General features: G+C 55.3%; 11 protein-coding genes and 2 pseudogenes. 5 read left to right on the forward strand and 8 right to left on the reverse strand.

Annotated elements, in window-relative coordinates; genetic code table 11:
• Window positions 1–773: 773 nt before the first annotated feature.
• Complete coding sequence (locus HWX87_RS35420) at window positions 774–2,123, forward strand: aminotransferase class III-fold pyridoxal phosphate-dependent enzyme (protein WP_176051487.1); 1,350 nt, start codon at window positions 774–776, stop codon at window positions 2,121–2,123.
• Window positions 2,124–2,690: 567 nt separating this feature from the next.
• On the opposite strand, the gene HWX87_RS35425 is transcribed toward HWX87_RS35420, so the two are convergent.
• Window positions 2,691–3,611 carry a LysR family transcriptional regulator gene (locus tag HWX87_RS35425; protein ID WP_175912592.1) on the reverse strand — a complete coding sequence of 307 codons (921 nt, stop codon included), beginning with the start codon at window positions 3,609–3,611 and terminating at the stop codon, window positions 2,691–2,693.
• A 288-nt stretch (window positions 3,612–3,899) separates the two neighbouring features.
• Here HWX87_RS35425 and HWX87_RS35430 point away from each other — a divergent pair, with 288 nt between their 5' ends.
• The 4 genes and pseudogenes from HWX87_RS35430 to HWX87_RS35445 all read left to right on the forward strand — a co-directional run bounded on the left by HWX87_RS35430 (window position 3,900) and on the right by HWX87_RS35445 (window position 9,175).
• Window positions 3,900–5,327 (forward strand): APC family permease, encoded by a 1,428-nt coding sequence (locus HWX87_RS35430; RefSeq protein ID WP_175912591.1) that lies wholly within the window; start codon window positions 3,900–3,902, stop codon window positions 5,325–5,327.
• A gap of 182 nt (window positions 5,328–5,509) precedes the next feature.
• A pseudogene (locus HWX87_RS35435) lies at window positions 5,510–6,707 on the forward strand (IS3 family transposase).
• A 672-nt stretch (window positions 6,708–7,379) separates the two neighbouring features.
• Window positions 7,380–8,654, forward strand: coding sequence for a helix-turn-helix domain-containing protein (locus HWX87_RS35440; protein ID WP_175825375.1), 1,275 nt, complete (start codon window positions 7,380–7,382; stop codon window positions 8,652–8,654).
• A gap of 395 nt (window positions 8,655–9,049) precedes the next feature.
• The gene (locus tag HWX87_RS35445; RefSeq protein WP_080741460.1) at window positions 9,050–9,175 is read left to right on the forward strand and encodes a helix-turn-helix domain-containing protein; all 126 of its coding nucleotides are present in this window, start codon (window positions 9,050–9,052) and stop codon (window positions 9,173–9,175) included.
• An 84-nt stretch (window positions 9,176–9,259) separates the two neighbouring features.
• On the opposite strand, the gene HWX87_RS35450 is transcribed toward HWX87_RS35445, so the two are convergent.
• From HWX87_RS35450 to HWX87_RS35480, 7 genes and pseudogenes are all read right to left on the reverse strand, one after another.
• Window positions 9,260–10,027 (reverse strand): OmpW family outer membrane protein, encoded by a 768-nt coding sequence (locus tag HWX87_RS35450; protein WP_080741459.1) that lies wholly within the window; start codon window positions 10,025–10,027, stop codon window positions 9,260–9,262.
• 568 nt (window positions 10,028–10,595) lie between these two features.
• Window positions 10,596–11,729: pseudogene (locus HWX87_RS35455) on the reverse strand (IS110 family transposase); the annotation flags it as partial.
• Between the two features lie 141 nt (window positions 11,730–11,870).
• Window positions 11,871–12,890 (reverse strand): helix-turn-helix domain-containing protein, encoded by a 1,020-nt coding sequence (locus HWX87_RS35460; RefSeq protein ID WP_279612991.1) that lies wholly within the window; start codon window positions 12,888–12,890, stop codon window positions 11,871–11,873.
• Between the two features lie 197 nt (window positions 12,891–13,087).
• Window positions 13,088–14,353, reverse strand: a complete 1,266-nt coding sequence (locus tag HWX87_RS35465) for a cystathionine gamma-synthase family protein (protein WP_175912579.1) — start codon at window positions 14,351–14,353, stop codon at window positions 13,088–13,090.
• 163 nt (window positions 14,354–14,516) lie between these two features.
• Entirely contained in the window at window positions 14,517–14,975 is a 459-nt protein-coding gene (locus HWX87_RS35470) for an ester cyclase (protein ID WP_230624142.1), read from the reverse strand.
• Window positions 14,976–15,023: 48 nt separating this feature from the next.
• Window positions 15,024–15,794, reverse strand: a complete 771-nt coding sequence (locus tag HWX87_RS35475; protein WP_175912581.1) for an MBL fold metallo-hydrolase — start codon at window positions 15,792–15,794, stop codon at window positions 15,024–15,026.
• A gap of 86 nt (window positions 15,795–15,880) precedes the next feature.
• The gene (locus HWX87_RS35480; RefSeq protein WP_230624141.1) at window positions 15,881–16,411 is read right to left on the reverse strand and encodes a TetR/AcrR family transcriptional regulator; all 531 of its coding nucleotides are present in this window, start codon (window positions 16,409–16,411) and stop codon (window positions 15,881–15,883) included.
• Between the last annotated feature and the right edge of the window lie 415 nt (window positions 16,412–16,826).

Genomic DNA, 16,826 nt, shown 5'->3' on the forward strand with positions numbered 1-16,826 from the left:
TCAATGTGCAGGGTGCCGTCGTGCAGGCACTCTGGAGCTTATTGCGCGAAGATGAGATTCTACTGCCGATTGCCGCTGGTCGGAGGGTATCTGAATCACACATTTAAACGACCGCATCGATTTGTATGTTGCACGGCGATAGGGAATTGGTTTTATCTGGATTGGATGCAATATTTAAACGAATTTAAACTACGTCCTGCAAGGTCGGACCACTCTGTTGCTTGTATAGGGGCGGCTAATTTGATAAGTGTTGCCGGTAGTGGTCGAAGTAATCCATTCTATTATCGATTGGTGATGCTGTTCGCGGAATTTTGCGTGGCGCAATGATGTTTTTTAGCGTCTCGTAGATGCTGTCGAGTGGGCGCGTAAGTATTGTGGTCACGAATCGATAATGCAAATAAGCGGACATTTATGTGGGGTCTGTGGGCGCTATTTAGACGTGCGATTGCTCTATCGGGAAGTCTTTATATTTCACATATTTTTTAATCAATCGCGAATCATGATTGATTAATCACGAGGTCTGGGTTGACGTGTGGTTGATTGTGAAAATAATATGAACCACCCTTCCTCGTGGAGCGTTTTTGTCAATCGTCGGTGCGTAACGAGAAGGGCCTTGGTGAGAATCAAAACTAACCTTTCTTCGAATTGAGGTCGCGCATACTATCGCGGGAAGGTGCATGGCGAGACATCGCTGGACATATAATCCGATGAAAGCCCGCTGCTTCCTTGGCTGATTTCTCATATCCTATTAACACTTCCGGATCACTGGAATCATGAATCTTAGCTACCAGCAGTCACTCGACAATTTTTCCAACGCCTTTTATCTATCAAAAATAAAGACGCAGCAGGGTAAAGATCATATTCCCGGAGGATTCAGTCGGCGCACGTTTGGATATGGACCGCACGCGATCTTTGTCGAAAAGGGCGAGGCGCAATATATTCATACGATCGAGGGAAGGAAGCTTCTCGATCTAAATAATAATTTTTCCACCAATGTATTGGGGCACAATCATCCTGGAGTTTTGGTGGCCATTCAGGAGACGCTGCAAAATGGGTTCTCGTTTGGCAACCCTGCCGACTCCGAATTGGAACTCGCCAAGCTTATTTGCGAGCGCATCGACTCGGTCGACCAGGTTAAATTCTTTTGTTCAGCAAGCGAGGCTTGCTTGGGGGCAATCCGTATTGCCAGGGGATATACGGGTAGAAGAAAAATAGCAAAATTCGAGGGCGGATACCACGGCTTTACTGACGATCTCGCGGTCTCGGCTCACCCCAGCCCTGAAAACTTTCCCGGCCCGAGTTCCAACCCCAAGTCCTTGCCCGACTCTGATGGAATTCCATCTTACAAGAGCGACCATGTTGTCGTACTCACTCAAAATGATTTCGAGTCCTGCGAGAAGATACTTAGGGCTAATGCGAAGGATATCGCATGTCTCATCATGGAGTTGCAATCGTGCGCAGGAGGCATAGTTGAGCTTGAGAAAGACTTTGTGTCAAAACTCCGGGTTCTGACAGAAGAGCTGGATATTCTGCTCATTTTTGACGAAACAATTACGTTGCGCGCGGCCTACGGCGGACTGCAGAGCGTGTACCAAGTGAAGCCTGACATGACCGTGCTTGGGAAAATGATTGGAGGCGGTCTGCCGATCGGTGCTATCGGAGGAAGTCGAAAAATTTTCCGCGTGGTAGAGGAGAATCAGGTCATGATCTCAGGTACGCACCACGGGCACCCGCTCGCATGTGCGGCGGGAAGTGCGTGCCTGGAGGTGATGGATGCTGAAGCCTATCAAAGGCTAAATGCGATGGCGGAAAAGGTTAAGCGCGAACTCAACTCTTGGGCAGAGGCGTGTGGATTTCCGTTTACCGTGTTTGGTTCGTTCTCTGTCTTAGGTTATGCTTTTACAAAAACCGTCGGGCAGCAGGTTACTACGCACCGAGATTATTGGCACAAGATCGATGAAAACAGCATGAATATTTATGCTCTCGAAATGGCAACTAGAGGTTATTTTCCGGTGCATCGCGGTCAATTGGGGTTGACGCTTCCGATGACGGACGAAGATATCAATGGCTACATCGAGACCACCAAGGATATTATTATTCTGATTTATTCAAATGGCAATTAATTAATCTAAGTTGACATCCAAAATAGTAATTCGATAATCCATAAAATGGAATTTTTAAAGTGCTGGGCGCCAACTAACTCCTGCTTGAGTATAAACGCGAGCTGCTATCGGGCACCACCTGTCCGCGTTCGCACTTGCAGGCGCGGATGAGTGTTCGGAATTTGTCGCACACGTGCGGCGTTCTCGCGCATCGCCACGGCACCAGCTATGCGGCCGTTTGACTACAGCCACATTGCGACGTGTGGTGTAAGGGACTTCGTCAACGGGGCAACGTTCACGAAACTAGTTGCGGCGTCTCGGCGCTTCGGCTGCGCTTTGCGCGAAGCATCGGCCGACATCGCAACACTCTCAGTGGATTGAGGCTGTACGTAATGACCTAGTAATCAAGCACGGGTTAAGCAACATCGGGCGGGACTAACGCGTCTTGTGGTAATCGCGTCGCGCTTACGGAACTCGCGCGACCGAGCATCTTTTCGCAGAGAGGGCTCAGCTCGGGACCGGTAGCAAACTTGCCGCCAGCGTGCCTGCCTTGGTTGTCGTCTCGAAAAGAGCCGCTTGTGGCATCAGTTATTCGATGTCCCTGCGCGCTTCGGGTAACTGAGCAAGCGATGTGTCCAGCGTTCGCGAAATGCACTCACGTAGTGAGCGAACTGCGGGATTTCGATTTCCCTTCACGCTGACAAGTGCGAGTGCGCTGCGCGGCGCATCTTTCAGTGGTACGTATCGAACACCAGGATGCGAGAATAGCCTCGTTGCACTCAAGGGAAACGTGTCACATGCACCGCTATATGCAACGGCGGCGAGACTCTCTGGTATGGACTGAACAAACGCGCCAACGCGAGTTTGTTCATGCCATTCCGGTTCCAGGCACCAGTACGAGGCCCATTCGGACGGTGCCCCGGCCGCTGCTACGGCAAATGGTTGCCCGAAGAGATCGGAAACCTCCAAAAGAGACGCGCGCGCCATCGGGTGATCTGCTGGTACGACCGCGACCCGGGGCTCGTTGTACATCACGTTGAATTCCAGCCGGTCGTCATTGATCGGCAATCGCAAGAGTGCTGCATCAACGCGTCCGCTGATTAGTGCCTGAACTTGATTCGTCATTGTAAGTTCGGTGCAGACCAGCCGAACTGTAGGATTGGTATGTCTAAACATGTCCAAGATCAGGTGCGTAAGCTCGCCGGCCGCCTCGCCGAAGAAACCAAGCTTTAAGACACTCCGGCTTCGTTCCGCGATCGCCCGGCACTCGATAATCGTGTTCGACATGTCGCCAAGAATCTCGCGGGCGCGCTCGATGAAGCTTTTCCCTGCGTCAGTAAGCTCAACTCTGCGGTTTGTTCGCTCGAAGATCGCGAATCCGAGTTCCGACTCGAGCTTCGCGATTTGTGCGCTCAGTCCCGACTGAGCCACGTTTTCAATCTCCGCCGCCTTGCCAAAGTGCAAGGTCTCGGCGAGGCGTATTGCCAACAAAAGCTGTCGCGTATCCATGGAGCACGCCCTGCCATTCACCGCAGGCTCTCTAAAGTTAGGGTGCGAACACTGTCAGTGCACCATACAACAATGGTACCAAAGGTCTGCGCAGTCCCACACGCTGATCGCAACGATCTTGGAAGTGGCTTCCGAAGGCGGCTGCGGAGCGCGGTGCCCCTGATGCTCGCGGATTCGATCACCAAACGCGATTGAATGATCAGTAAGGACTCGTTGCTGGACACAATGTGCAGGCCAATAATCACCGAACGCTATTTGCACAAGAACTAATCTGACTGGAGTGGGATCATGGATCGAGAGAAGTCGACAGGGCAGTTAAAGGCGTCTTCGTTGGGTATCGCGGACATCGTGTTCTTCGTTGTGGCCGCTGCCGCTCCCCTCGGGGCGACATTGGGAGCCGGTCCAGCTGTATTTTCTATGGGCGGAAATGCTGCCCCGGGGCTGTACTTCATCGCATCTTGCATTCTTCTGCTTTTTGCTGTTGGGTTTGCCGCAATGAGTAGATACGTGGTTAGTGCCGGGGGGTTTGCTGAACTCGTCAGTCGCGGGCTAGGCAAGCACGCGGGCAACGCGGCCGCCGGCGTAGCGCTACTGGCGTACGTGTGTATGTTGATCGGTATTTACGCCCAGTTTGCCGCGTTTGGTGCCGACACGATCAAGTCGTTTACTGGCCTCGAACTCGACTGGCGAATGCTTGCGTTCGTAGCTGTCGCTATGACCGGCGTGCTTGGCTACATGGACATCAACCTCTCTGCACGGGTCCTCGGAGTGTTGATGATCCTCGAGGTCCTGATCCTCGTCATTTTCGATGGCGCTGTCCTCGTAAAGACGGGGGGACACGCGAATGATCTACAAATTTTCTCGGCAACGACACTCAAGTCTTCCGGCATAGGTACCGCTCTCATGTTCGCGTTTTCCTGCTTCGTAGGCTTTGAGTCAACCACGATTTATGGTGAGGAAGCGCGGAATCCTCAGCGAACGATTCCGGGTGCGACTTATATTGCGATCGGCTTGATTGGCGTCTTTTACACACTGACGATGTGGTGTCTCGCACTTGCATACTCTGGACAAAATATCCAGCACGAGGCTACCGCTAATCCCATCACTTTCGTCTTTACGGCAAATACGCGATTTGTTGGTGAATGGTCGACTCAGGCAATGCAAGTACTCGTCCTTACGAGCGTGTTCGCGGTGCTGCTGTCGTTCCACAACGCGCTTTGCCGGTACTTCTTTGCGCTCGCGCGTGTAAATTTCCTACCTGCGCCTCTAACCAAGATCCATCGGCGTCACGGCAGCCCGCATGCTGCAAGCGTCGTGTTGACGATATCCTGTACAGCGGTCCTTGCCGCTTTCATGTTTGGCAAAGCTGACCCCGTGCAAGTCATTTACATGTGGATGGTTGCACTTGGCACGCTGGGTGTTTTGGTCTTGCAAACGCTCGGTGCTGCCGGCGTCATTGGATACTTCGCCCGCACTGGGAAACGCATGCTCTGGCAAGGCTTCATCGCCCCAGCATTCGGCGGTCTTGGGCTGCTTGTTGTCGTAATTATCGCAGTCACTAATTTTGGATCTCTAAGTGGAACGACGGAAGGTCTTTCAACTCAGCTGCCGTGGTTAGTGCTTGTCGCCGCTGTCGTTGGCATTGCAAATGGTTTTTTCAAGAGATATGGGAATGAACAAAACGATGAAATATTGAGCCAGTCTCAATCTCACTGAAGCAGTAGAGGGCGATGAAAATCAAAGGCCCACTGAGCGAGTTCGATCGCCGTCACATCGTACTAAAGACGGCCTCGTCGAGCGGATCTGGAGCGGCCCTACGTATCTGACGACACGAAGACTCTCTCAAAATAAGGGATAGTCTTGTGCCTATCAGTAAGCCTGGTCATTACGTGGAAAGCATCGAAATTCTGACCGAGCCGGAGCGCCGCCGTCGGCGCACGGCGCAGGAAAAAATCGACATCGTGCAAGAGACACTGGAGCCGGGAGTATCGGTGTCGGCCGTAGCGTGTCGGCACGGCGTCAACGCCAACCAGGTGTTCGGCTGGCGCAAGCAATACCGGGAAGGCAGTCTGGCGGTGGTGAAGGCAGGTGAATCTGTTGTACCCGCATCTGAACTGGCCGCCGCCATCAAGGAAATCAAGGAACTCTAACGGCTACGCGGGAAGAAGACGCTGGAGGTGGAAATCCTAAAAGAAGCCGTGGATTGGGGGCGATCAAAAGACCCGATTGCGTGCTCGCCCTTGCTGCCAGGGGCGACCGATGAAGACGGTCTGCGAAGTTCTCGGCGTGGCGCGCTCTGCTGTGGTGGTGAAGCGGGTTCGCTCATCTGACTGGCGCGATGGTCGCCGTACCCGCGAGACTGATGACACTGGGCTGGTCGACGAAATTCTGGGGCATGTGGCGCATCTGCCGACCTACGGCTATCGGCGTGTCTGGGCGCTGCTGCGCAGTAGTCGAGAACAGACCGGCGCACCGCGCATCAACGCGAAGCGGGTGTGTCGGGTGATGCACGAGCACAAGTTGCTGCTGTGCCGCTCCGGCGTGCGGCGAGACAAGCGGCGCCATGACGGTAGCGTTGCGGTAGAGCGCAGTAACACCCGCTGGTGCTCCGATGGCTTCGAGTTCCGGTGCGACGACGGCACGCCGCTGGGCGTCACGTTCGCGCTGGACTGCTGCGACCGGGAGGCAATTAGCTGGGCGGCGACCACCGGCGGACATAACGGTGACGTTGTGCGCAACGTAATGCTGGCCGCCGTCGAACAGCGCTTCGGCACCACGCAGGCCGCGCAACCCATTGAATGGCTGTCGGACAACGGCTCGGCCTACATCGACCATCACACGCGCAGCTTCGCTCGCGAACTGGGCCTTGAGCCGCTGACCACACCGATACGTTCATCGCAGAGCGATGGCATGGCCGAATCGTTCGTGAAGACCATGAAGCACAATTACGTCGCCTATATGGATAAGCCTGACGCACCGACGGCGCTCTCGCGTCTGGCTATCGCGTTTGAACATTACAATGAGCGCCATCCACATAAAGCCCTGAAATACCGCCGGCCTCGCGAGTTTAGGCGTGCTGCGGTATCATCAACGTAACGATGTCTGCGTGTCCTGAGTTACAGGGGCAACTCCAGGCCCGCCGATGTGGGCTGATATATCGCAGAGCAACTGACATCTGTGGTCGCGCATCCTCGCGTCGGTGAAAATTGCAAAGTGGGGCTCGGCATCGCTCTTGAACTCGTGACCGACAAGGAAGCACGCTATCTGTTGCCGGCTATGGCATCGGCCGAACCCGACACTGTTGGCGACGAGACCGCTCACGCGAAGCGAGTTGCGCGCCTTTGTAGTCGAGAAAGGTATGGGTGGCAGTTTTGCGGTGCTGGAGCATGGCGACATCTGCGGGCTTTAAGCGTATTGCCGCTTTATGAACTCTGTCACGATTGGTTAAATGACATGTTATGCTCGTCTGAGAGGCGCAAATCGACAACGCTACTGAAGATTGCGCGCATCATGTCACGCTCAAGCAGATCCTGCGTTTCTTACGGTATGTGCAATGGCGCATACAGGGTGCATCCCACCACCGCCCGAGCGCTGCCGAGCCGAGGTATCCTAGCTTGTGTCCGGCAAGCTCAGCATCCAGCGCACGTCGATCGACTCGAAATGATGGAGTCGGACCCACAAAAGACGTGGTGTCGCTTGTCTTCTTGCGTTGACTTAGCCTTGCTGCCAATCTTCCGCTTTTAGCGCAATGCATCAACGGGAGCCTGAATGAATCGAACGTCCGCACCCGAGTCGATGAGCGGTAACGTACTCACACAACTGCAACTGGCCCGTGAGCATTTTGGTGACGGTGGGCAACTGCCCGATGAGTTGACACCGAATTTGCTACCTGAGTCCGTGGCGCGCTCGTGGGTGCGTTCCCGGGACGCGGGTTTGGTGCCAGGTCAGGCGCCTGAATACGAATTGCTCAGCGGCACACGCAGTACACTTGAAACGCCTGATGATCGACGTCTGTATAGCTGTATCGTTGATGAAATCGAGCAGCTTTGGGACGCGTTTGGCGGCGATAGCTGGACGATCTTCTGCGCGAATGCACACGGTACGGTGATCCATGCGCGCCGTAGCCCGGGATGTGATGACGCTTTGATCCGGCCGATTGTCGCTGGCCGACGTATTCTCGAATCCCATCTCGGCACGACGGCACCGAGCTGCGTGCTCCACGAGGGGGCTGAAGCGACGATAACCTGCGGTCAGCACTACCTCAACGATTTCGAGCATGTGTCGTGTCTTGCCGTGCCCCTTTTTGGGCTGCATGGCGAGGTGGTAGGCGCGCTGGATATCACAGGCACTGGCCAGCGCGATTTGGCGCAAATACGTGAACAATTCCGGCTCGCGGCATTAGCCGCTGAGCAGCGCCTATTCGCAACATTGCGCGGTTGCCATCTTCTGCGTGTGCATCATGATTCTCGTTGGCTCGCAACTCCCCTCTCGGGGGTGCTCGCGGTCGAGGAGGATGGTTGTCTGCGCGCTGCGAGCCGTATGGCGCGTCGCATGCTCTCGTTGCCGCAAAACGTATCTGTTGGTCGGCTCACGCTGCGCGACCTGTTCAGCGATGCGCCGACCACTCTCCTAAGCCGAGTGCTGAGGCCGCAACGCGGTCCTCAACGCATTTGTTGCGCAGACGGTACTCACTTGTGGGTCCTTTATGCGCGTGGGCCGCTTAATCGCAGCACAGCGCGTCGCATGAATTCGGATTTCACGGTGGAAGATCTGGAGGCCGAATCCGTGCTTTCCGGCAACGCCGAGCCCAGCTTGCAGAGAGGCGGAGAAAGCCTCGAGGAAAAAATGCTCGGAGCTGTTCAGCAAGCTATGCGTGACCATAACGGCAACGTTGCCGCGGTGGCGCGGCAATTGCGAATCTCTCGTACAACTGTCTATGCGCGGTTGCACCGCTTACGCGAGCTTGGCATGCTGGCGGTGGAAGGCGGAGTGGTGGCAGAACTTCAATCTGGCGACAAAAGCTCATCGAAACTACGCTTGTAGAGAAATGTACCTACTAGATCCGGTATTGTTGGTTATTGAGCAATGCCGTCTGTCCAGTCATTGCGGAGTGGGGGCAAGGAACGTCAACGTTTGGGTTCGATAGGACAGTTGTACAAGTGCTCCGAGGCGCCCCACTCGCTGGCTCAGTCGGTGCGAGGCAGAGTTGAATGACTGGCTCCGAACCTCCGCGTGCAACCGATGGTTTCCCGGCCCCCGGTGTTGACTACGACGGCAGGGTTGCTTCGGGCCGAGCATTGAAGGTGGATCACCTATCAGATCGCCCTTGGCGCGAGCACCACCCAGGCCTTGCGCGAGGGCGGCTCTGTGCCGATTTTAGCGGGTATGCTCGAAGTGGCGTTCGAAACTCAATATCCTAATTCATCGGATATACGGCGATGACGGTGGCGCAGATTCCCAACCTACTTGGGTTCTCCGAAGTAGCATACTTCTCGCGCTTTTTCCGCCGCCAGGAAGGCGTGAGTCCCAGGGAATTCCGACAGCGGCGGGGAAACTATCAATGAGGCACTGTCCGAATCGCCCAGCATTATTCGTAGCGTGCCGTCGCTAGCGATTGACGCACACATGCATGGATGCCCAGTTTGGCTTTAAAAGCGGTAGCCAATCCCGACGAAAACTGCGATTGGGTCACCGGTGATCTTGCTCGAGTTTGTCAGTGTCGTCTGACCCGTTTGTGATACTGCATTGAAGTGCGCATGCGTTACAAGCGGGAGATAGGTCGCGGATGCAGTCATATACCAGCGATCCGAAATCCGATATGACGCACCAACGGAAAATACGGGATTCCAAGAGTTGCTAAGCGACGCCTCGGCATGGCCGCCTGGGCCACCAAACTGCGTCAGCACGCCAGCAATGTTCGGGTTTAACTGGACCGCGGAGAACCATGTGTAGTTTAAGCCTGCTGCGACGAACGGGCGAAACCGGTTGTTTGCTGGGCCGAAAAAGTATTTCGCAAGAAGCATCGGTGCCCATGCGCGAGTCGTCGCGAACGGATGTAGATCACCCATTGGAAGCACCGGACCGCCAGAACCCAGTGGGGTTACGTTGCCTTGCGCATAGAGATTCAGTTTTGGAGGCACGCCCAGAACCGCTTCTAGCGCGACGTTGTCGGTGACGAAGTAGGAGAGGGTGAGTTCGGGAGTAACGACGTTATGTACTTGAGCATCTGTCCCTGCTGACGTGAAGGTTCCGTAAGGCGACTGACTTTGAAGTTCCGTGGAATGCGATCGTCCAAAATCGATCCAAGTTGGACCCAATGATGCGATAAAACTGCCCGAGCTTTGGGCGAACGCCATCGATGAAACCGACATTGCGAGCGCCATTGCCGGAATAGTTGCTCTGAAACGCTTTGCCATACTTGCCTCCAATACTTCTTGATTGACGTGGATTTTTGCTCTTTTTGGCCTTGTACTTGTTTTGCTTATATTTTCGTGCGTGCTGCGCCGACGAGTTAATCCACATCGACCTCTGACTCGGTAATGCGATTTCACCGAAGGCTGCCTAACTCCGTCTCAGTACTGTCTGTGCCGCCGTACCTCGGTTGGGAATTTGCTATCGCTATCGGAGGCGTGGCGCGGTTAGATCAGTTGCTGGGCTGGCGGCTGCCGCTCGCGAGCATCTGAAGTTGACCGCGATGTGCGTCACCGTGATTGCAGTGTCGACAGCCAATTTCAAACCGTCTTGTCTGTCGGGGAACAGATCGTTGACGGTTCGTGCCATTGAGTTAGCGAGCCTGATTTGTGCGCGACATCAGAGCGATGTGTTCAGAGGCGCTCAAGCAAAGCGATCAGCAATCTGGCTGCCGTGAGCAACGTACTCTACGGATCAATTTCCGCAAGACAGTTGCGTATTTGGCTGGTAAGCGAAATGTGGGAGTCTCGTGCTGCGGGGTCAATGCAAGAGTGCCGGGGGCTACGTGTTTCGTCAGGCGTTAGGGGTTGACTTGGGTTGGTAAATGGTGCCGTCGCGCCGCACGGCAAACAGGACGTCGCAGCGTCGCCGTGCCAGTGCGATGAGCGCTTGGTTGTGGCGCTTGCCTTGCTGGATCTTGCGCGAGTTATAGACCCGTGAGACTGCGTCCCGTAAGACCGCGAAGGAGGAAAGGAACAAGGCGCGCTCGATCACCTTGTTGCCCCGTCTGGAGGGGTGTTCGCCATGGATCGACGAGTCTGAGCGCCGGGAGACCGGCGCGAGGTCAGCGTAGGCGGCCAGATGAGCAGCCGAAGCGAACGCTTTGTGTACGACTTCGGTCAGGAGTCTGGCGGCGGTCCTGACGCCGACTCCCGGCATGCTGGTCACGACCGGCCAAAGAGGGTGAGCAAGCACCAGCCGCTCGACTTCGGCGGCGATTTCGTCACGCTGCTTGCGCAAGGCCTCGAGTTGCTGGGTCAAGCGGGGCATGACGATGGTGGCAGCCTGCGTGCCGGGCATGATCACGGCTTGCTCGTTCAGCGCTTGAACGATTTCGGTCGCCAAGTTCTTACCCATGCGCGGTGCGAGCTTGGTCAGGCGGTTGGCGAGCGTCTTCTCGCTGGCAGCGGCGAGCGCGCTTGGGGATGGGTAGCGCTCAAGCAGATCGAGTACTGCCGGATGGTCGAGGCGCGGTCCGAGAACGCGTTCGAGCGCTGGATGGATCTGGGTGAGCAGGCCGCGAATGCGGTTACTGGTTTGAGTGGCTTGGGCTGCAAAATCATTGTCGAAGCCGCACAGCATGGTGAACTCGGCTAGCTGCTCGCCGGCCAGCCGAAGCGAGCGCAGCGTATGTGGCATCGAGCGGGCGGCTTCGACAATGATCGCGGCATCGCGGGCGTCGGTCTTGGCTTCACCTGCCTGCAGATCGGCGATGCGACGCATGGCCAGTCCAGGCAGATTGGCGACGAGTACGCCTTCGCCGTGGGCAACGGCTAATGGAAGGGCGCCAATGGTGGAGGGCTGATAGACGACGAATAGGAGTCGACCGTGAGTTTTGAGTTCGGCGATGAGGGCACGCAGCTTGGCCTCGTCGCTGGCTAGTGCCTTGTTGTACAGACGCTTGCCGTTTCGATCAAGCGCGACGGCGGCCGTTCTTGAATTGCCGCGCGTCGACCACCGTTGCTACTGCAGCCGATGCTGTGAGCCGGCCGACGCCGCATACGCCATGCATCGTTGGGCTTGTGGGTCGTGAGCGGCTTTGCGTGCCGGCTGTTACTCAGTCTCACACTATTGGATCTCGAGATCGGCATTTCTCGATTCCGTTTGCAAGGATGCGACACCGCCGATTGAGTCGGAATATTGTGTACGGTACTCGCGTGCGGATACGCCGAAGTGATGTCGAAAGACTCGACTAAAGTGTGCGGTATTGTTAAATCCCCAACTCAAGGCGATTTCAGTAATTGAGCGATGTTGCCAAGCCGGTTGAGCAAGCCACTTTGCACATCTTTTGAGCCTTTCATGAAGGATCATATCGCTGATGGATTCGCTGCTGGTAGAGAAGATTCGGTACAGATAGCGTCGAGAGATGCCGAGAGCTGATGCGACTTGGGAAGGGCACAAACTAGGGTCGCGAAGATTCTCGCAGATAAAGGTACGAGCGTGGCGGAGATGCATTTCCCTGACATCCGACATGAGTACCGGAGAGGTGTTGAAATGTTCGGAAAGTGCTGTCGCGACGAGGTCAGCAGTAACACCGGAAAGATGCTCGATGATCGATGAGGAATGGTGAATGCCGATTGCCTCTCGATGCATCGCGCTGATGTGTTCAACTGCGACGCGCCCGAGGCCGCTCTGTGCGGGCACGCTGATGGCAGTATGTTGCCGGTCGCAAGGGCCGCGTGACGACAAGAGTGTCCTGCGAAAACGCACCGTGAATTGCTGACCAGAGTATTGCCATACGAACGGCCGAGAGGCGTCAAATAGCACCATGTCATTCGGTCGGAGCTGCGCAGTCCGACCATCTTGTGACACCACACTGATCCCGCTCAATTGCACTGACAAGAGAACATGATCGCCATCTTTAACTTCTGAAAGACCGTATCGGTGATTCGCGATGTGGTCGGACGCCTGGAGATGTGCCATGCATATCTGACCGTTATCGATCATGTCAACCTGTGCTTCGAAGGGGGATCGTGGTGCGCTCGCTATCGACATCGACATGGGTACGCAGTGTTCCGCGATCCACTTCTCCCAAGCGGCGAGCCGATCGCACGGCTCGAACTCTGATGTGGTAAAGGAACGCCTCATGATTGCTGTACCTCATTCGTCAGAATTCGTAATTCTCTGCAGACTTGAAAGTGATCCAGAAAGGCTATCAAGTCACTCTGGCTTTCCGAGCCTGAACGCTCCTCGAGCGAGGCTCGCACGGAAAGCGTTGATGCAATGAGTCCGTCGGCAGTAACATATTTGAACAATCATATGATCGACGACGGTACGATAAATCTCTACTTTGGTGAGTCAACAAACTTGAGTGCCCGTTCGAAATCTTCGATCAAGTCTTCCGCATCTTCGATTCCGACTGAAACTCGAATCATCCCGTCGGGAATTCCCATCGACAAACGAATCGCCGCTCCAGCTTCCCAGAATATGGTCGACGCAACCGGAATGACGAGTGTCCTGGTGTCGCCAAGACCTGTTGCCTTGATTGGAATGCGAAGGTAGTTGAGAAAATCGACGGTCGCGTCAGCACGGGTGAGCTCAAAAGACAGCAACCAGGAGTTCGCCCTGAATAACGTCTTGGCGATGTGGTGTTGCGGGTGATCGGCGAGACCTGGATAGCTCACTTGCCTGACAGCGGCATGGCCTTGAAGATACTCGGCCAGAAGCAGTGCAGTCTCGCTGCATTTTTGCACGCGGAGCTCCAACGTCTCCATGCCGAGCGAGATCTGGTGCGCTTGCTCCGAGGAGAGTGACGCCCCCATGTCCCGAAGGCCCTTCTTGCGAATTTGGAGCAGGCCCTGTTGCGCCGCAGGCGCTCGACGGTATTCTTCGGCTATGTTGGGGTAGAGCTGCCAATCAAATATACCGGTATCAGTGACTGCACCTCCCAGCGCCGCGCCATGACCAGCAATCGTTTTGCTTAGCGAATTGATGACCAAACTCGCTCCGACTGCCTTGGGGGTGAAGAGTGCCGGCGAAGTGATCGTGTTGTCGACGACATATGGAATGCCACGTTCGCGACAAAGTTCGCCAATTTGCCTAAGATCTGGAATCTGCGTGCCAGGATTGGCGATCGTTTCGAGGAACACCATCCGGGTTCTTTCGGTCATTGCATCTGCGACCGATTGCGCCGATGAGGTGTCCACCATCGTCACCTCAACCCCCAATCCGCGCAGGGTTCCAAGCAGACTGTTGGTGTTCCCGAAGATGAAGCGGCTAGAGATTAGATGATCGCCCGCACGCAGAAGCGTATAGAACACTGCGGAGAGTGCCCCCATTCCGGTACCGAAACACACCGTCCCAATGCCCTGTTCCAGTTCCGTGATCTTTGTTTCCAGGGCAGCAGTGGTGGGCGTGCCTTGGCGCGCGTAGTTGAAACTACCCTTCTTCGTCCCCTGAAAGACACCGATGAGGTCCTCGACCCGATCAAACCCGTATTGAACCGAGGTGTGAATAGGCGCTCTCAGCCCACCGTATTCGATACCAGTCAGTCGGTCTTTGTGCACTAAGCTTGTCGTCAGTCCAAGCTTCTTGTTCGTATTCCCACTCATATATCTTCCGTCGGCTGAAATTGAACGACTTCGACTGCGATGTCTCCATGCAGCCGCTTGTCGAGCGCGGCTGCATGCTAGCTCCAAACGATCATGGCTCCCACAATTCACGACGGGAACTCAGGGCTCTCTCGGGTAAGCCCTCGGCGTCAATTTACGAGAACTATGCCAGAGCACCCAATTGTCGACGAATGTCCAGTCGATCGAAGTGTGCTCGCTTCTCGATGATCTTTCCGTCTGCAATCCTAAGAAGCATCATCAACGAGAAGCGTAGCGTCTTGCCGGTCGGCTCCACTCCTTCGATCGGACCTGATTGTTTTCCTTCGAAGGTCAAATAGGCTGCAACTTGGTCACCCTCGGCGAGCAGCGCTTCGAGCGGGAATCGGAAACCTTTGAAAGCGTCGAAGTTCTTCTTTTCTGAGTCGACGAACCCTTCCGCGCCTTGAATCGGGGTATCGACCTGCAAGTAAAAAACGAAGTCCGGATGACACAAGGCTGCGGCCGCTGAATAGTCCTCTCGCTGCAGGGCGGCGTAGAACTGCCGGACAATGTCCTTGTTCGCTTCAACTTGAAGAGCCGCTTGGAGTGCGCGGCCCATTTCTTGGTTTGTGTCGGCTGACATGATTTTGTACCTTTCGTGCGAAATGAATCGAGTTGCGTCGACAAGCCTTTAGAGAGTGCAGGTCTCGCCGTCTTCCGGGATGAGCAGAAACCCGGTCATGCCTTTTTCGGCGGAGAATTCACGCAGTTCCTTTCGGGTCAAGGTCGCATGATTGACCGCTTCCATGTGCGTTGCGAACAGCATAGCTTGGGGCGCGGCCTGATGGACTTTATAGACGTCCTCCTTGCCCATGATGATCGAACCCAAGCCGGGAACTTGCGCATCGCCGCTGTTCAGGATGATGGCCTCCGGCTTGTAGGCTTTCAGGTTGTCTTCCACATACTTGTTCCAAATCGTGTCGCCAGCCAGGTACAGAGTTTTTTCTTCCGGATGCTTGAAAACGACACCGCTCACTTGTCCGAGCAAATGGCCGATGGCGTGAATCGCTTCGTCCGATCCATGTTGGCCAGGCGTCTTGATGAGCGTCAATCCGTTGAATTCGGTGCTCTCAGTCATCAGACGAACGTCGGTGAAGCCCGATTCCTTCACGATGTTGGCATCCTCTTCATGCTGGACGAAGATCGGCATGTCCTTCGGGATCAAGGATTTGGCGCCGTCATCCCAGTGATCCAGATGGGTGTGGGTAACGATGATGGCGTCCACGTCGAGAATCTGATCGACAGGGAGGGGCAGTTCGACGGTCGGCCAATTCAGGTGGCTATTCGCCGTACCTTCGAATCCGGGGTAGGTGTCCTTGGGGGACAGCACGGGATCGACGAGGAACCTCGTGCCGGCGATTTCGACGATGACTGTCGCATTGCGGATTTGCTGGATCTTCATGGGGACGCTCCTTCTGCGTGGGGGGGTTAAGTACCAATCGTTACATAATGAAGTAAAAAAAGTGCGTGCGAGACGCACGCACACGTTCAGTCGAGATTCGAGAATAGCAGCCGCAAGGCGTCATCAAGTCGCTCAGAATCGTAACCGGCGCGAACCATCACCTGGAGTCCTGGGAACGCTACGACCAACAGCCTCGCTGTGTCACGTGCCGGCTTGGCACTCTTCACTGATCCTTCTGCTTGACCGCGTTCGATCGCGCGTGTCAGAGCGTCTTCAATACACTGGAAATCCTGTTGAACCCGCACTCGAACTTCAGAATCGTGCGGAGCCATCTCGACAGCTTGATTTATGCTCATGCATCCGCGTGTGAACTCCGGTGCGCGGGCATCAGCGACGATCATTCGAAAAAAAACTTCGATGGCGTGGCGAGCCGGCCCATGCTCCAAAATACGACGCATGTCGTGAGCGCGCTCACCCCGGTATGCGTCGAACGCAGCCAGAAACAGTTCGCGCTTTCCGCCAAATGCCCCGTACAAGCTGCTCTTGCCCAGTCCTGTCGCTGCTACCAAATCAGTAACCGAGGTGCCTTCATAGCCTTTACGCCAGAACACGCCCATTGCTTGGTGCAAAACCTCTGCGGCGTCGAATTCTCGCGGCCGCGCCATAGACTACCTCCACTTCAACTGCGATTTACCTATCACCTTGCGAGGCATTATGGAACGAGCGGTACGAAATGTCAACCATGTTCGTCGCGTCGCTCATCGGTGGCGACGGCAGACCGTCCAAATACAAAATAGGGAGCGATTATCGTGGGTGGCACCGATGACTCTCGGGCTCAGTGTGGTCGTGCTTCGGTGAGCGCGTGTCTCGTACCGAACGCTACCATTGGCTGCTTGGAGACAAAGCATCAATGTACGTTGCGAGGCCGGCCTTCATGGAAACGTCCTCGGCGTGGACTGGATGCGCGTCAATTTTGAACAAGTTGACGTCGCCAATCGCGTGGCGATATTGTGCAATCGGCTTGAAGGGGGT

The organism is Burkholderia sp. BCC1644, assembly GCF_902833225.1.
In the GTDB taxonomy this organism is placed as follows: domain Bacteria; phylum Pseudomonadota; class Gammaproteobacteria; order Burkholderiales; family Burkholderiaceae; genus Burkholderia.